The organism is Pseudomonas sp. DSP3-2-3, assembly GCF_049898225.1.
In the GTDB taxonomy this organism is placed as follows: domain Bacteria; phylum Pseudomonadota; class Gammaproteobacteria; order Pseudomonadales; family Pseudomonadaceae; genus Aquipseudomonas.
Map to the genome: position 1 here is coordinate 16,221 of NZ_JAFCXH010000049.1, position 12,794 is coordinate 29,014.

18 protein-coding genes are annotated in these 12,794 nt (G+C 59.2%); 8 read left to right on the forward strand and 10 right to left on the reverse strand.

The features are described 5' to 3' along the window. Nucleotides 1–36: 36 nt before the first annotated feature. Nucleotides 37–495: an Lrp/AsnC family transcriptional regulator gene (locus tag ACP7E4_RS28975; protein WP_426119492.1), complete on the reverse strand. Its 459-nt coding sequence runs from the start codon at nt 493–495 to the stop codon at nt 37–39. A gap of 132 nt (nt 496–627) precedes the next feature. Between ACP7E4_RS28975 and ACP7E4_RS28980 the strand changes: the two genes are divergently transcribed. Further along, nucleotides 628–1,680, forward strand: coding sequence for a PLP-dependent cysteine synthase family protein (locus tag ACP7E4_RS28980; RefSeq protein WP_426119494.1), 1,053 nt, complete (start codon nt 628–630; stop codon nt 1,678–1,680). Nucleotides 1,681–1,796: 116 nt separating this feature from the next. On the opposite strand, the gene ACP7E4_RS28985 is transcribed toward ACP7E4_RS28980, so the two are convergent. Beyond that, nucleotides 1,797–2,060 carry an accessory factor UbiK family protein gene (locus ACP7E4_RS28985; protein ID WP_065832540.1) on the reverse strand — a complete coding sequence of 88 codons (264 nt, stop codon included), beginning with the start codon at nt 2,058–2,060 and terminating at the stop codon, nt 1,797–1,799. A gap of 418 nt (nt 2,061–2,478) precedes the next feature. Between ACP7E4_RS28985 and glnK the strand changes: the two genes are divergently transcribed. The 4 genes from glnK to sutA all read left to right on the forward strand — a co-directional run bounded on the left by glnK (nt 2,479) and on the right by sutA (nt 5,199). Next, a complete protein-coding gene (glnK, locus tag ACP7E4_RS28990; protein ID WP_002555808.1) occupies nt 2,479–2,817 on the forward strand; it encodes a P-II family nitrogen regulator in 339 nt (112 codons plus the stop codon). 33 nt (nt 2,818–2,850) lie between these two features. Next, a complete protein-coding gene (locus ACP7E4_RS28995; protein WP_426119496.1) occupies nt 2,851–4,188 on the forward strand; it encodes an ammonium transporter in 1,338 nt (445 codons plus the stop codon). A gap of 157 nt (nt 4,189–4,345) precedes the next feature. Further along, nucleotides 4,346–4,771: a secondary thiamine-phosphate synthase enzyme YjbQ gene (locus ACP7E4_RS29000; RefSeq protein WP_426119498.1), complete on the forward strand. Its 426-nt coding sequence runs from the start codon at nt 4,346–4,348 to the stop codon at nt 4,769–4,771. Nucleotides 4,772–4,872: 101 nt separating this feature from the next. Beyond that, nucleotides 4,873–5,199 (forward strand): transcriptional regulator SutA, encoded by a 327-nt coding sequence (sutA, locus tag ACP7E4_RS29005; RefSeq protein WP_426119500.1) that lies wholly within the window; start codon nt 4,873–4,875, stop codon nt 5,197–5,199. A 340-nt stretch (nt 5,200–5,539) separates the two neighbouring features. Here the strand turns inward: sutA and ACP7E4_RS29010 are convergent, their stop codons facing one another. From ACP7E4_RS29010 to lptM, 6 genes are read right to left on the reverse strand one after another with little or no spacing between them, the layout of a single operon-like run. Beyond that, nucleotides 5,540–6,232: an HAD family hydrolase gene (locus ACP7E4_RS29010; protein WP_426119502.1), complete on the reverse strand. Its 693-nt coding sequence runs from the start codon at nt 6,230–6,232 to the stop codon at nt 5,540–5,542. Further along, nucleotides 6,225–7,124: a tyrosine recombinase XerC gene (gene xerC / locus ACP7E4_RS29015; RefSeq protein ID WP_426119504.1), complete on the reverse strand. Its 900-nt coding sequence runs from the start codon at nt 7,122–7,124 to the stop codon at nt 6,225–6,227. The genes ACP7E4_RS29010 and xerC overlap by 8 nt, the downstream gene beginning before the upstream one ends. Beyond that, nucleotides 7,124–7,858 (reverse strand): DUF484 family protein, encoded by a 735-nt coding sequence (locus tag ACP7E4_RS29020; RefSeq protein WP_426119506.1) that lies wholly within the window; start codon nt 7,856–7,858, stop codon nt 7,124–7,126. Before ACP7E4_RS29020 ends, xerC begins: the two co-directional genes overlap by 1 nt. A 13-nt stretch (nt 7,859–7,871) precedes the next feature. Beyond that, the gene (dapF, locus tag ACP7E4_RS29025) at nt 7,872–8,702 is read right to left on the reverse strand and encodes a diaminopimelate epimerase (RefSeq protein WP_426119508.1); all 831 of its coding nucleotides are present in this window, start codon (nt 8,700–8,702) and stop codon (nt 7,872–7,874) included. 3 nt (nt 8,703–8,705) lie between these two features. Then, entirely contained in the window at nt 8,706–9,953 is a 1,248-nt protein-coding gene (gene lysA / locus ACP7E4_RS29030) for a diaminopimelate decarboxylase (protein WP_426119510.1), read from the reverse strand. 9 nt (nt 9,954–9,962) lie between these two features. Then, nucleotides 9,963–10,109, reverse strand: coding sequence for an LPS translocon maturation chaperone LptM (lptM, locus tag ACP7E4_RS29035; RefSeq protein ID WP_020293438.1), 147 nt, complete (start codon nt 10,107–10,109; stop codon nt 9,963–9,965). Nucleotides 10,110–10,347: 238 nt separating this feature from the next. Here lptM and cyaY point away from each other — a divergent pair, with 238 nt between their 5' ends. The 3 genes from cyaY (at nt 10,348) to rnk (ending at nt 11,491) form a co-directional block, all read left to right on the forward strand. Continuing rightward, the gene (gene cyaY / locus ACP7E4_RS29040; RefSeq protein WP_020293439.1) at nt 10,348–10,680 is read left to right on the forward strand and encodes an iron donor protein CyaY; all 333 of its coding nucleotides are present in this window, start codon (nt 10,348–10,350) and stop codon (nt 10,678–10,680) included. 2 nt (nt 10,681–10,682) lie between these two features. Then, a complete protein-coding gene (locus tag ACP7E4_RS29045; protein ID WP_426119513.1) occupies nt 10,683–10,934 on the forward strand; it encodes a DUF1289 domain-containing protein in 252 nt (83 codons plus the stop codon). A 146-nt stretch (nt 10,935–11,080) separates the two neighbouring features. Further along, entirely contained in the window at nt 11,081–11,491 is a 411-nt protein-coding gene (rnk, locus tag ACP7E4_RS29050) for a nucleoside diphosphate kinase regulator (RefSeq protein ID WP_426119515.1), read from the forward strand. A gap of 239 nt (nt 11,492–11,730) precedes the next feature. Here the strand turns inward: rnk and ACP7E4_RS29055 are convergent, their stop codons facing one another. Together ACP7E4_RS29055 and ACP7E4_RS29060 are read right to left on the reverse strand one after the other, a co-directional pair. Continuing rightward, the gene (locus ACP7E4_RS29055) at nt 11,731–12,411 is read right to left on the reverse strand and encodes a TIGR04211 family SH3 domain-containing protein (protein ID WP_426119517.1); all 681 of its coding nucleotides are present in this window, start codon (nt 12,409–12,411) and stop codon (nt 11,731–11,733) included. A 300-nt stretch (nt 12,412–12,711) separates the two neighbouring features. Beyond that, nucleotides 12,712–12,794: IS3 family transposase (locus ACP7E4_RS29060; RefSeq protein WP_426119518.1), on the reverse strand; the 83-nt coding region annotated here is incomplete at its 5' end.

Genomic DNA, 12,794 nt, shown 5'->3' on the forward strand with positions numbered 1-12,794 from the left:
GCGAAGAGTCGTGAAGGATTGAATGGATACAGGGTGTTAACGCCCCAACGGCAACGCCGTGGTGTATTTGAGTTGTTCCATGGAAAAGCTCGACGTGATGGTCGAGAGGCCTTCGGTGCTGCTGATGAGTTTTTTGTAGAAGCGGTCGTAAGCGGCCATGTCGTGGACGACCAGGCGCAGCATGTAATCCCATTCGCCGGCCATCCGGTAGAACTCCATGACTTCCTCGAACTGCATGACAGTCTGGGCAAATTGTTCGAGCCAGAGGCTGTCGTGGCGCTGGGTCTTGAGTTGCACGAAGACTGACAGACCGAGGCCGAGCTTTTCGGCATCCAGCAGCACCACCTTGGATTTGATGAAGCCCGCTTCTTCGAGCTTCTTCACGCGCTTCCAGCAAGGGGTGGTCGAGAGGTTGACCGCTTCGGCCAGATCCTTGAGCGGCATGGACGCATCGCGCTGGAGCAGGCTCAGGATGTGCCGGTCAAAACTGTCCATTCTGCGCTACCGATCTTTTGGAGAAATATTTTCTACAGATTAGCGACTTCGGTAGGACGAAGGAAAATTCTTTTCTCGGCATATCAGTAAAATTTGCTCATTAACCCGCATTTGAGCAGAGGCATAGCAGTGATGAGCGACTGGATCCGTACGGCCATGAAAAAGATTTCCTGCGATCAACAGCGCTCGGCCGATACGCACATGCTCAAACTGGATGTTCCCGCATTCAAAGACGTCGATATCTACATCAAGGATGAAAGCACGCATCCGAGCGGCAGTTTGAAGCACCGGCTGGCGCGTTCGTTGTTCCTGCATGCGATTTGCAGTGGCAAGGTTCGCGAAGGCACGCATGTGGTCGAGGCGTCATCCGGCAGTACGGCGGTGTCCGAAGCCTATTTCGCCAGGCTGGTGGGGCTGAGCTTTACGGCGGTGATGCCACGCAATACGGCGAGCAAGAAAATCGAACAGGTGGAATTGCTGGGTGGCCGCTGTCATTTCGTCGAGCGCGCCTGCGATGTGTATGCCGAGGCCGAGCGGCTGGCCAGCGTGGGCGATGGTCATTACATGGACCAGTTCACCTTCGCCGAGCGCGCCACCGACTGGCGCGGCAATAACAATATTGCCGACAGCATTTTCGAGCAGTTGAGCGGCGAAGAGCATCCAGTGCCTGCCGCAATCGTGATGAGCGCCGGAACCGGCGGCACCTCGGCGACAATTGGCCGTTTCATCCGCTACAAGGGGCATGACACGCAGCTGATCGTGGTGGACCCGGAGAATTCGGTGTTCTATGAGAGCTATCGTACGGGTGATACCGGCGTGACCAGCCAGCAGGGCAGCCGCATCGAAGGTATTGGCCGACCCAAGGTCGAGGCTTCGTTTCTGCCCGGCGTGATCGACGACATGTTGCAGGTGCCTGACGCCGCGAGCATCGCCACGCTGGCCTGGCTCGAACGGCTGCTCGGCAAGAAGCCCGGCGGCTCGACTGGCACCAACGTCTGGGGCGCGTTGACAGTGGCGCTGCAGATGCAGGAGCAAGGCTTGAAAGGATCAGTGGTGACGCTGATGTGCGACAGCGGCGAGCGTTATCTGGACACGTACTACGACCCGCAATGGGTCGCGCGCACCATTGGTGACCTCGCGCCTTATACGCGCAAGCTGGAGCAGTTGTTGGTGCCGGCCAGATAGGTCAACACCGGCCCGTTGGAGCGAGGCTTGCCCGCGAAGAGCGGTAACGCGGTGATTCTGGTGCACCGAGGCCGTCTGGTTCACGGGCCAGCCTCGCTCCAACGGATGGTTATGCGTCAGGCGTCATTCTTTGGCGAAGCGTTCGCTTCCATCTCCGCAACCTTGGCTTCCAGCGCTTCCAGGCGTGCCCGGGTGCGGGCGAGGACGGCCATCTGGCTGTCGAACTCCTCACGACTGACCAGATCCAGTTTGCTGAAGCCGCTTTGCAGCAGGGCCTTGAACTGGGTTTCAAATTCATTGCGCGGGATTGGCGTCTCGCCGTTGAACAAGCGCGAGGCGTGGCCGCTCAGGGCATCAAGGAAAGCTTTGGGCGCGAGCATGGTCAGGTTCCAGAATCAGATGGGCGGCAGTGTAGCACGCAGCGTCTATAGTCAATCCAGGTCGGGGGATGCACGGTTATCGCGCATCGGTGCGTGCACGCGCGCACTGTAGTTGTGCGTTCCGCTCGTCTGGAAGGGGCCGGGGTTGAACGATTGTGGGTCAAGGGCCTGTATTCAATGAAAAATCACGAGATGGCAAGCTTTCTGCTTAGACGCTTATGACCCATGCACTGAGGCAGTCGCTGTGACGAGGGCAGTGCGGCAGGCGGAGCGGGGATGTGTTTCGTCAGAAGTGGTTTCTGGGGTTGGTCGGGCCTCTATTTAAGGCGACCGACGCGTTACAAAGCCAGGCACTGCGCTTAGACTTGAGTCGGGTTTGTTTTCCTGGGGCAAGTCCACCAATTCGGGAGAAAGTTTCATGAAGCTAGTCACTGCAATCATTAAGCCGTTCAAGCTGGACGACGTGCGCGAGTCGCTGTCTGAAATCGGCGTGCAGGGCATCACCGTCACTGAAGTCAAAGGCTTCGGACGTCAGAAAGGCCACACCGAGCTGTATCGCGGTGCGGAATACGTAGTCGACTTCCTTCCCAAGGTGAAGATCGATGTAGCCATTGATGACAAGGATCTGGATCGGGTTATCGAGGCGATAACCAAAGCAGCCAACACCGGCAAGATTGGTGACGGCAAGATCTTCGTGGTCAATCTGGAACAGGCTATTCGCATCCGTACGGGCGAAACCGATACCGACGCAATCTAAGCCGCCAACCCCAACGCCCCAGGAGAAAACAATATGACTCTGCGTCAATTCGCAGGGCTAGGAGCCCTGTTGTCCCTCGTAACCCCTGGCCTTGCCATGGCGGCGGACGAAGTGGCAGCCCCAGTCCTCAACTCAGGCGACACTGCCTGGATGCTGACTTCGACAGCCTTGGTGCTGTTCATGACTATTCCCGGCCTCGCGCTGTTCTACGGCGGCATGGTTCGGTCGAAAAACATTCTTTCCGTGATGATGCAGTGCTTCGCTATCACTGGTTTGATCAGCATCCTGTGGGTCGTTTACGGCTACAGCATTGCGTTCGATACCACAGGTATGGAAGCCGGCGTCGTCAACTTCAACTCCTTCTTCGGTGGCATGGGTAAAGCGTTCCTCGCTGGTATCACGCCAGCCAGCATCACTGGCCCTGCTGCGTTGTTCCCTGAAGCGGTGTTCGTCACCTTTCAGATGACCTTCGCCATCATCACTCCAGCCCTGATCGTCGGCGCCTTCGCAGAACGCATGAAGTTCTCCGCGATGCTGATCTTCATGGCTATCTGGTTCACCCTGGTCTACGCGCCAATCGCGCACATGGTCTGGGGCGGCGTCGGTGGTCTGTTGTGGGACTGGGGCGTTCTGGACTTCGCAGGCGGCACCGTGGTTCACATCAACGCGGGTGTGGCTGGCCTGGTTGCCTGTCTGGTACTTGGCAAGCGTAAAGGTTTCCCGACTACCCCGATGGCTCCGCATAACCTGGGTTACACCCTGGTCGGCGCGGCAATGCTCTGGGTAGGCTGGTTCGGCTTCAACGCCGGTTCCGCTGCTGCGGCAAACGGCACTGCCGGTATGGCGATGCTGGTTACCCAGATCGCGACTGCCGCCGCTGCGCTGGGCTGGATGTTCGCCGAGTGGCTGACCCACGGTAAGCCAAGTGCCCTGGGCATCGCTTCGGGTGTGGTTGCCGGTCTGGTTGCCGTTACACCGGCCGCAGGTACTGTTGGCCCGATGGGCGCTCTGATCATCGGTCTGGCTGCAGGCGTGATCTGCTTCTTCTGCGCCACCAGCCTCAAGCGCAAGCTCGGCTACGACGACTCCCTGGACGCCTTCGGCGTGCACGGTATCGGCGGTATCGTCGGCGCGATCCTTACCGGTGTATTCGCAGCCCCTGCTCTGGGCGGCTTCGGCACCGTGACTGACATCGCGGCACAAGTCTGGATCCAGTGCAAAGGCGTAGGCTTCACGATCATCTACACCGCGATCGTGACCTTCATCATCCTCAAGGTGCTGGACGCGGTCATGGGCCTGCGTATCACCGAGGAAGAAGAAGCGGTCGGCCTCGACCTTGCGCAACACAACGAGCGTGGCTACAACCTGTAAGTCAGCGCAAAAAAAATGCCCGGTTTGCCGGGCATTTTTTTGTCTGGCGTTTGTCGATAGAGGGCATCGCGGATGTCTTACAGAAGAGCCGGTTTATTGCGCGCTTTGCTTTTTCTACCAGCGCGTTAGAATGCGCGCCGAACATGCGGAGAACTGTATGTGGCAACAGACCAGGATTACCCTGCGGGCCAGGCCTCGTGGGTTCCATCTGGTGACCGACGAGATACTGGCAGGCTTGCCCGAGCTGCGCGGTTGTCGAGTGGGACTGTTGCATTTGTGGCTGCAGCATACCTCGGCTTCGTTGACCATCAACGAGAGTGCCGACCCGGCCGTGCGTCGCGACTTCGAACGCTTTTTCAACCGTCTGGCACCTCAGGGCGTGGACGGCTTTGAACATGATGACGAAGGACCTGACGACCTGCCGGCGCATTTCAAGGCCAGTTTGCTAGGCTGCCAGTTGTTGCTGCCGGTAACGGCAGGGCGATTGGCGCTGGGCACCTGGCAAGGTGTTTATCTTGGTGAGCATCGCGATGTTGGTGGTGCTCGCAACGTCCTCGCCACCTTGCAAGGTGAGAAGGCGTGATCGCTGAGCTTCAGCGCTATGTTGAATTTTTTCCGACTGCATTCGAAAACGGGCGCAGCTGGGCTATAACTAATCTGCTTTCGCAAGTCATGAGGTAGAACATGAGCGACGACGACAACGACGATCTGGTTGATGATCTGGAAGGTGAAGAGGACGGTGAGGAGCTTGTAGCTGCTGCCGAAGACGATGGCGCTGAAGTTGATGACAGCGTCGAAGCTTCCGTCACTCCCACCAAGGGAAAAGCCAAGGCTGCAGTCTCGGTTGATGAGCTGCCTAGCGTAGAAGCCAAAAACAAAGAGCGTGATGCTCTGGCTCGCGCAATGGAAGAGTTCCTCGCTCGGGGCGGCAAGGTACAGGAAGTGGAAGCCAACGTGGTCGCCGATCCTCCCAAGAAGCCTGACAACAAATACGGTAGCCGCCCGATTTAAGGTGTCGGTTGCCGCATGAAAAAAAGCCCGCTGTCGCTGCGGGCTTTTTTTTTCGTGTTTATCTCGTTGGAGATTCTATGTCTGAGGGCAACTGACAGGCGCCGCAGAAGTATTGTCTGAACCGACGCCTTCCCGGATGAATCCGGTCCCACTAGATCGCGCTGATTTTGTGGGACCGGATTTATCCGGGAAGACGGCATTCCAGTAGATGCAAATGCATCGGCTGTACGTCCAGATCCGTTGGAGGCTTGCCCGCGAATTGGCCGTAGGAGCGACTTTAGTCGCGAAGGCGTCAATTGCCTTCCTGGCTAAAGCCGGTCCCACACCAAGCCAACGGGAGTCAGCTCCAGCGTCGCAACACATCCGGCAGTTGCGTCAGGCTGCTGATCTCGGCATCCGGGGATTTTTCGGCTTCCCAGGGTTTGCCCTGTGGGTTGTACCAGATGGCGCGCATGCCGGCTTGCTGGGCGCCTGCAATGTCATCGCCGGGATGGTCGCCGATATGCACGGCATGCGCCGGATCAGCGTTACCGCGTTTCAGCGCTTCCAGAAACGGTGCAGGATCAGGCTTGCCGATGCCCAGGTCCTCGGCACACAGCGCGAAAGCGAAATAATCCGCCAGCCCTAATCGGCGCACGTCGGCATTGCCATTGGTGATGACACCTAAGGTGAACGTCTTGGCGAGGATCTCCAGCATCGGCTGCACCTCGGGGAAAATCTGCACCTGATGCCGGCCATGCAGGAACACCTCGAAGCTCTTGTCAGCCAGATCCTGCGCCTCGTCGTGCGCGTAGCCCGCGTCTTCCAGTGCATGAAACAACACCCGACGCCGCAAGGCGCTGATGCGGTGCTTGAGGGTTGGATCGGCATCCAGCAGGCGGGTGCGAATCTCCCACAGATGCTCGACGGGTACCGGGCCCAGTTTTGGTGCATTGGCCGCCAGCCAGTCACGCAAGGTGGCCTCGGCGCCGACGATGGCCGGGGCGGTATCCCAAAGCGTGTCATCGAGATCGAAGGTGATCAGCTTAATCATGGTCAGAACCTTTGCGTTTGGCCCGTGGATGGGCGCTGTCGTACACCGTCGCCAGATGCTGGAAATCCAGGTGCGTATAGATCTGCGTGGTTTTGATGTCGGCGTGGCCGAGCAGTTCTTGCACGGCGCGCAAATCCTGAGATGACTCCAGCAGATGGCTGGCAAAGGAGTGCCGCAGCATGTGCGGGTGCAGGTTCTGCCCCAATTCGCGCTCGCCCACCAGTTTGACCCGCTTCTGAATCGCTCGCGGCCCCAGACGGCGGCCTTGCTGGCTGATGAAAACCGCGTCGTCTTCGGGATTGGCCAGGGCGCGCAGGGCAATCCAGGCTTGCAGCGCCTCGCGGGCTTTCCTGCCTACCGGCAGAACGCGGGTCTTGCTGCCCTTGCCGAGCACCTGAACCAGGCCTTCGCTGAGGTCCAGCTGCTCCATGTTCAAGCCGGTCAGCTCCGACAGGCGCAGGCCCGACGAGTAGAACAGCTCCAGAATCGCCTGGTCGCGATGGGCCAGGAAGTCATCTTCAATAGCACCGTCGAGCAATTGCAGGGCGCGGTCGGTATCCAGCGTCTTGGGCAGGCGGCGTTCGCCCTTGGGCGGCGACAGGCCATTGGCCGGGTCGTGCTCGCAGATGCCTTCGCGATTGAGGTAGTGGTAAAGCCCGCGCACGGCCGATAACAGCCGGGAAAGACTGCGTGATGACTGACCTTGCTGGTGCTGACGAGCGATCAGGCTGCGCAGGTGCTGTATATCCAGCGCCGCCCAGCCAGTGATCTTTTCCTTCTCGCAGAAGGCGAGGACTTTATTCAGGTCCCGCCGATAGGCTTCGAGGGTGTGAGGCGAGACTTGGCGCTCGCTGCGCAAGTGAGTGCAGTAAGCGTCCAGCTGCCGTTCCATTAACGAACCGAGCGCAGCGCGTTGGTAAAGCGCGGCAGCAAACGTCCCAACACGTCGGCGATGTAGTTGAGGAACAGCGTGCCGACCGAGCTCTTGTAGTGCTGCGGATCACGACTGCCAATGGCCAGCACGCCATGCAGGCCCAAGTGATTCAAGGTCACGATGGCAGTTGAGCCGACTTCCTTGCTTTGTTCGGCGCCGAACAGAAACGCCAGCTCGTGTTCACGCAACGCGCCGCACACGGTTTTTTCGCCGATCAGGCCGCCGATGGCTTTCTGCGCCTCGGCAGTGGTGACCCAACGGCCAACCGGCATCGCGTTATCGCTGAACAGGATCAGGCTGACGAAAGGCACCTGAAACTCCTGACGCAGGCTGTCTTCCACGGCAATCACGATTTCTTCGAGGCTGGTGGCGTCCATCAAGGCGAGGTTCAGGCGGCGGGTCTTGTCGAACAGGCGGTCGTTGTCGCGGGCCACATCCATGAGCTGCGACAGACGATGGCGCATCTCGATATTGCGCTCGCGCAGCAGCTTGAGTTGGCGTTCGACCAGCGAGACGGTATCGCCGCGTTGATGCGGGATGCGCATCGACACCAGCAGTTCGTCGTGCTCGGCGAAGAAGTCCGGATGGTCGAGCAGGAAAGCGATGATCGCCTCTGCTTCAGTGTTTGGCGCAGCGCTATCGACGGGCGATTCGCTGGGCGTGTCGGTTGAAGTCTGAGGCTTGTCGGTCATCGCATTTGCTCACTTATAGACGAACTTGGCCTTCATAAACCCGAACAGCGGGGCCGGTCATCATGACCGGGTGACCTGGGCCGGCCCATTCGATGGACAGGCGGCCACCCGGCAGATCGATCAACAGCGGCGAATCCATCCAGCCCTGGCTGATAGCTGCAACGGCTGCGGCGCAGGCTCCGGTGCCGCATGCCTGGGTTTCCCCGGCACCGCGTTCCCAGACCCGCAACTGCGCGCGCTGACGATCCACGACATATAGAAAGCCGACGTTCACTCGCGCCGGAAAGCGTGGGTGATGCTCGATTTTCGGCCCAAGTGCATGCACCGGGGCATTGTTGATGTCGTCGACGCGCAGCACCGCGTGGGGATTGCCCATCGACACCGCCGCCAGTTCGACGGTTTGACCGTCCACATCAAGGCTGTAGCTCAAGGCTTGCTCCACGGCCTGAAACGGAATTTCTTCCGGAATCAGGCGCGGCGGCCCCATGTTGACGCTGATCTGGCCATCGTTGCGGATGTCCAGCTCGATAATCCCGCTTTTGGTCTCGACCTTGATCTGCCGCTTGGCAGTCAGGCGTTTATCCAGCACGAAACGGGCGAAGCAGCGCGCACCGTTTCCGCACTGCTCGACCTCGGAACCATCGGAGTTGAAGATCCGGTAACGGAAATCCACGTCCGGATTGGTCGGGGTTTCCACCAGCAGCAGCTGATCGAAGCCCACGCCGGTATGCCGGTCGCCCCATTGCTTGGCGTGCTTGGGCAAAATATGCGCGTGCTGACTCACAAGGTCCAGAACCATGAAGTCGTTGCCCAGGCCGTGCATCTTGGTAAAACGCAGCAGCATGGGTTACTCCGGCAGCAGGCTTTCGCCGGCAAACAGCTCGGCCACGGTTTCCCGGCGGCGTACTTCGAAAGCTTGCGCGCCATCGACCAGCACTTCAGCGGTGCGGCCACGGGTGTTGTAGTTCGAGCTCATCACAAAACCGTAAGCGCCTGCCGAATGCACGGCAAGCAGATCGCCTTCAGCCAGGGCCAGTTCACGGCCCTTGGCCAGGAAGTCACCGGTTTCGCAGATCGGGCCGACGATGTCGTAGGTGCGCGGCGCAGTATCGCGCGGGCGAACGGCTGTGACGTCCATCCAGGCCTGGTAAAGCGCCGGGCGGATCAGGTCGTTCATCGCCGCGTCGACGATGGCGAAATCCTTGTGCTCGGTGTGCTTGAGGTACTCGACCTGGGTCAGCAGCACGCCAGCGTTGGCGACGATGAAACGACCAGGCTCGAAGACCAGCGACAGATCGCGACCGTCCAGGCGTTCACGCACGGCCTTGATGTAGTCCGACGCCAGCGGCGGCTCTTCGTCGCGATACCGCACGCCGAGCCCGCCACCCAGATCGATATGACGCAAGTGGATGCCGCAATCACCGAGGCGATCAACCAGCGCGAGCAGGCGATCCAGAGCATCGATGAACGGCTCCAGCGTGGTCAGTTGCGAGCCGATGTGGCAATCGACGCCGATCACTTCCAGATTCGGCAGCTGTGCGGCGCGGATGTACACGTCTTCGGCGTCCGCGATGGCGATGCCGAACTTGTTCTCTTTCAGGCCGGTGGAAATGTACGGATGCGTGCCCGCATCGACGTCCGGATTGACGCGCAGGGAAATCGGCGCGCGAACATTCAGTTCAGCAGCTACGATTTGCAGACGCTCAAGCTCGTCGGTGGACTCGACGTTGAAGCAGTGCACGCCGACTTCCAGGGCGCGCCGCATGTCATCGCGCGTCTTGCCGACGCCGGAGAACACGATTTTGTCGGCCTGACCGCCAGCGGCCAGCACACGCTCCAGCTCGCCACGGGACACAATGTCGAAACCCGCGCCCATACGCGCCAGGACATTGAGCACGCCCAGGTTGGAGTTGGCTTTGACGGCGAAACACACCAGGTGTGGCATGCCGCTCAGCGCGTCGGCAAACGCGCGATATTGCGCTTCTATATGCGCACGGGAATAGACGTAGGTCGGCGTGCCGAAACGCTCGGCAATGGCAGACAACGCTACTCCCTCCGCGAACAGCTCACCGTCGCGGTAGTTGAAGGCGTCCATGTAATTCCCTTAAAGATGCTTATGCGATTGCGACTTGGCTTGTTCGTCTGGAGATTTAGTGTCGTCAGGCAGGTAAAGCGGGCCTTTTTGACCACAGGCGGCAACAAGACAGGCGACCGCGACAAGCGCAGCAAGCGAAGAGATCAGGCGCTTCATGGCGAAATCCTTTGTAAAAGCATTAATTGCGCCCGAGTATACCGGCCACCCAGCGCCTTGCCTACGTGGCGGGCTTCCCGTCCGGCGGGGGTTTGACGCGGTTGGACCCTGTTTGGGCCTGGCGTGCGGATTATTGGCGTCTACCAGGCTCGTTGAGCGGGTAAGCTTTGCATTTACGTTTAAGCGACCGTATCTTGCGTCGCTGCGCCGTCAGTAGACACTTTTCGAGGTTCACGTAATGAGTTTGACCGAAGCCCGTTTTCACGATCTGGTCGATGCCACCCAGCAATCGCTGGAAGATATTTTCGACGAGAGTGGTCTGGACGTTGATCTGGAAAACTCCGCTGGCGTGCTGACCGTCAAGTTCGAAAACGGCAGCCAATTGATTTTCAGTCGCCAGGAACCGTTGCGTCAGCTCTGGCTGGCCGCGCGTTCCGGTGGTTTCCACTTCGACTACGACGAAGAAGAAAAACGTTGGGTTTGCGACTCCAGCGACGAGCTGTTGAGCGAGATGCTGGGCCGCATCACCCTTGAGCAGGCGAGCGTCGAGCTCGACTTCGACGAGATCTGATCGTGACCGATACGGCTACATCTGCACCGGTGCGTGCGCCGAAACCCTTGTTCAGCAACATCAGCCCGGCGGTCGCCTCGCCGTGCATCAGCCTGTGCCGCCTGGACGAGCAGAAAGTCTGCCTGGGTTGTTTTCGCCACGTCGAAGACATCCGCGAATGGCGCTCGGCCGACGACGAACGCCGTCGGCAAATTTGCGCCGGCGCTCAGGCGCGGCGTGCATTGTCTGACCCAAATCAAGCGGCCGAAGGCTAAGCCGGTCTGACTTGCCCGTCAGGTTGTGTATTTGTCCGGCTGTGTTAGTGTCCAGACATGCTTCATTCATCGAAGCTCGTCCTGAAACCCCGCCGAATCCGGTGGGGTTTTGTTTTATGTCGCGCAGAAATAAGGAGTCTGCCTCCATGAGCACCGCACCTTCCATTATTCTCACCAAACTCGACGTGCAGCTTCTTGAACAGTTGATCCGCAGCCTGGACGAAGACACGCCGGGCGTTGAAGCGCTGCAAGCCGAACTGGACCGCGCCGAACAGATTGTTGATCACGATGAAGTGCCTGCAGGCCTCGTGACCATGAACTCGCGCGTGCATTGCCGCGAAGAAAGCAGTGGCAAGGATTACCATCTGAAACTGGTCTACCCGAAGGACGCCGGCGCCGAGGGCACCGTTTCCGTGCTCGCCCCGGTGGGCACCGCGTTGCTGGGCCTGCAGGTCGGCCAGCACATCGACTGGCCCGCGCCGGGTGGCAAAACCCTCAAGCTCACGTTGCTGGCAGTGGAATATCAGCCGGAAGCGGCGGGTGAGTACGACCAGTAACCCAATCGCTGACATCAAACACCGCATAGGCATCTGACCGATGAGGACCCCGTGGGACCGGATTTATCCGGGAAGAGGTCGGTTCATTCACTATATTTCGCTGCCAAAAATGCCGCCTTCCCGGATAAATCCGGTCCCACCTGTTCGGTGTTTGCTGGACGACAGCGCCGTGTCAACAACACAGCGAAATCGCCTACAGCCAGAGGCTTAATCCACAAAATCCGCAAGTCGCGAGCCGATCAAACCCATCCATCATTCTTCTTACGCCCACGGGTTAGTGCGGGGATGATGAGGCCGACCAGTAGTCCGGCACCGGCGATGCTGCCGCCGTAGACCATATAGCGCATCAGCACCTGTTTGTTCTCGTCGCCCAGCTTGGCCTGGGTGCTGCGCAGTTCCGACTGGCTATCGACCAGTTGCGCGTTGAGGTCCTTGGTACGGGCTTCAAGTTCGTCGATCAATTTCTTGCGGGTATCCAGCGTCTCCTGCATGCCTTGCACGCGGGTCTTCCAGGTATCGTCGATGTTCTTCAACTGGCTGGTCAGGTCCACCACTTGCTGGGACAGTTCCGGCAAGCGTTCGGTGGGGCTTGGCATGCTCTGCAAGTCGCCGCTTGGAATCCAGACCGTGCCACCGCCTTCGCTGCGGACCTGGCTGTAGTCGCCCTGAGTGTTGAGCAATTCGACTTTTTGTCCGGATTTCAGGGTGCCGACAATCCGGTAGCCATCGGTTGGACCACTGCGGACAAAGGTGTTGAGGCTGTCGCTGACCCAGCGTTCGTTGGCTTTGGCTTCCGCGGCGTGGGTTGGGCCACAGAGGGCGAGCATGCCGCCGAGCAAGCCGGCACCAACAATGGCGCGACGCGGCTGGTTCAGCAGTTGTGGGATTCGAGAGAGAAAGGCAGAAAGGTGACGAGACATAGACATTGTTATCTTCGATGAAAGGAAAAGATAAAGGCGCCGATGCACGGGCCGGTAAAGATGGGGCAACGATTGCCAGGCATATCGCTGCTACTGCTGCGGAGTTTGGCGACGGGCTGACGCAAAGCTGAAGCCCGTTTGGGTTCTACGTCCGACACGCCATCCGTTTTATCCCCAAGTCACAGACAGTGGGAATGGTTTCGGGTTCATTACTGGATGTGAGGCGTGTGGGAATTCGGACTTGCGGTAGCCCCTGTTGGAGCGAACTGAAGTGCGCCCCAAAAGTTGGACAGCTGTTGATTAGGCTATCGCGGACTGGGCCCTGTACGCTACAGGGCTTAGCCCGCCCAGCTTCATCTTGATTCGATCATAGTTGTAATAAC

Coding starts and splice junctions, on each gene's coding strand:
- ACP7E4_RS28980 (WP_426119494.1), top strand. CDS start 628: ATGAGCGACTGGATCCGTACGGCCATGAAAAAGATTTCCTGCGATCAA.
- lptM (WP_020293438.1), bottom strand. CDS start 10,109: ATGAAGCGCCTGATCTCTTCGCTTGCTGCGCTTGTCGCGGTCGCCTGT.
- glnK (WP_002555808.1), top strand. CDS start 2,479: ATGAAGCTAGTCACTGCAATCATTAAGCCGTTCAAGCTGGACGACGTG.
- xerC (WP_426119504.1), bottom strand. CDS start 7,124: ATGGAACGGCAGCTGGACGCTTACTGCACTCACTTGCGCAGCGAGCGC.
- ACP7E4_RS29000 (WP_426119498.1), top strand. CDS start 4,346: ATGTGGCAACAGACCAGGATTACCCTGCGGGCCAGGCCTCGTGGGTTC.
- ACP7E4_RS28985 (WP_065832540.1), bottom strand. CDS start 2,060: ATGCTCGCGCCCAAAGCTTTCCTTGATGCCCTGAGCGGCCACGCCTCG.
- cyaY (WP_020293439.1), top strand. CDS start 10,348: ATGAGTTTGACCGAAGCCCGTTTTCACGATCTGGTCGATGCCACCCAG.
- ACP7E4_RS28975 (WP_426119492.1), bottom strand. CDS start 495: ATGGACAGTTTTGACCGGCACATCCTGAGCCTGCTCCAGCGCGATGCG.
- ACP7E4_RS28995 (WP_426119496.1), top strand. CDS start 2,851: ATGACTCTGCGTCAATTCGCAGGGCTAGGAGCCCTGTTGTCCCTCGTA.
- ACP7E4_RS29010 (WP_426119502.1), bottom strand. CDS start 6,232: ATGATTAAGCTGATCACCTTCGATCTCGATGACACGCTTTGGGATACC.
- dapF (WP_426119508.1), bottom strand. CDS start 8,702: ATGCTGCTGCGTTTTACCAAGATGCACGGCCTGGGCAACGACTTCATG.
- ACP7E4_RS29020 (WP_426119506.1), bottom strand. CDS start 7,858: ATGACCGACAAGCCTCAGACTTCAACCGACACGCCCAGCGAATCGCCC.
- rnk (WP_426119515.1), top strand. CDS start 11,081: ATGAGCACCGCACCTTCCATTATTCTCACCAAACTCGACGTGCAGCTT.
- lysA (WP_426119510.1), bottom strand. CDS start 9,953: ATGGACGCCTTCAACTACCGCGACGGTGAGCTGTTCGCGGAGGGAGTA.
- ACP7E4_RS29055 (WP_426119517.1), bottom strand. CDS start 12,411: ATGTCTCGTCACCTTTCTGCCTTTCTCTCTCGAATCCCACAACTGCTG.
- sutA (WP_426119500.1), top strand. CDS start 4,873: ATGAGCGACGACGACAACGACGATCTGGTTGATGATCTGGAAGGTGAA.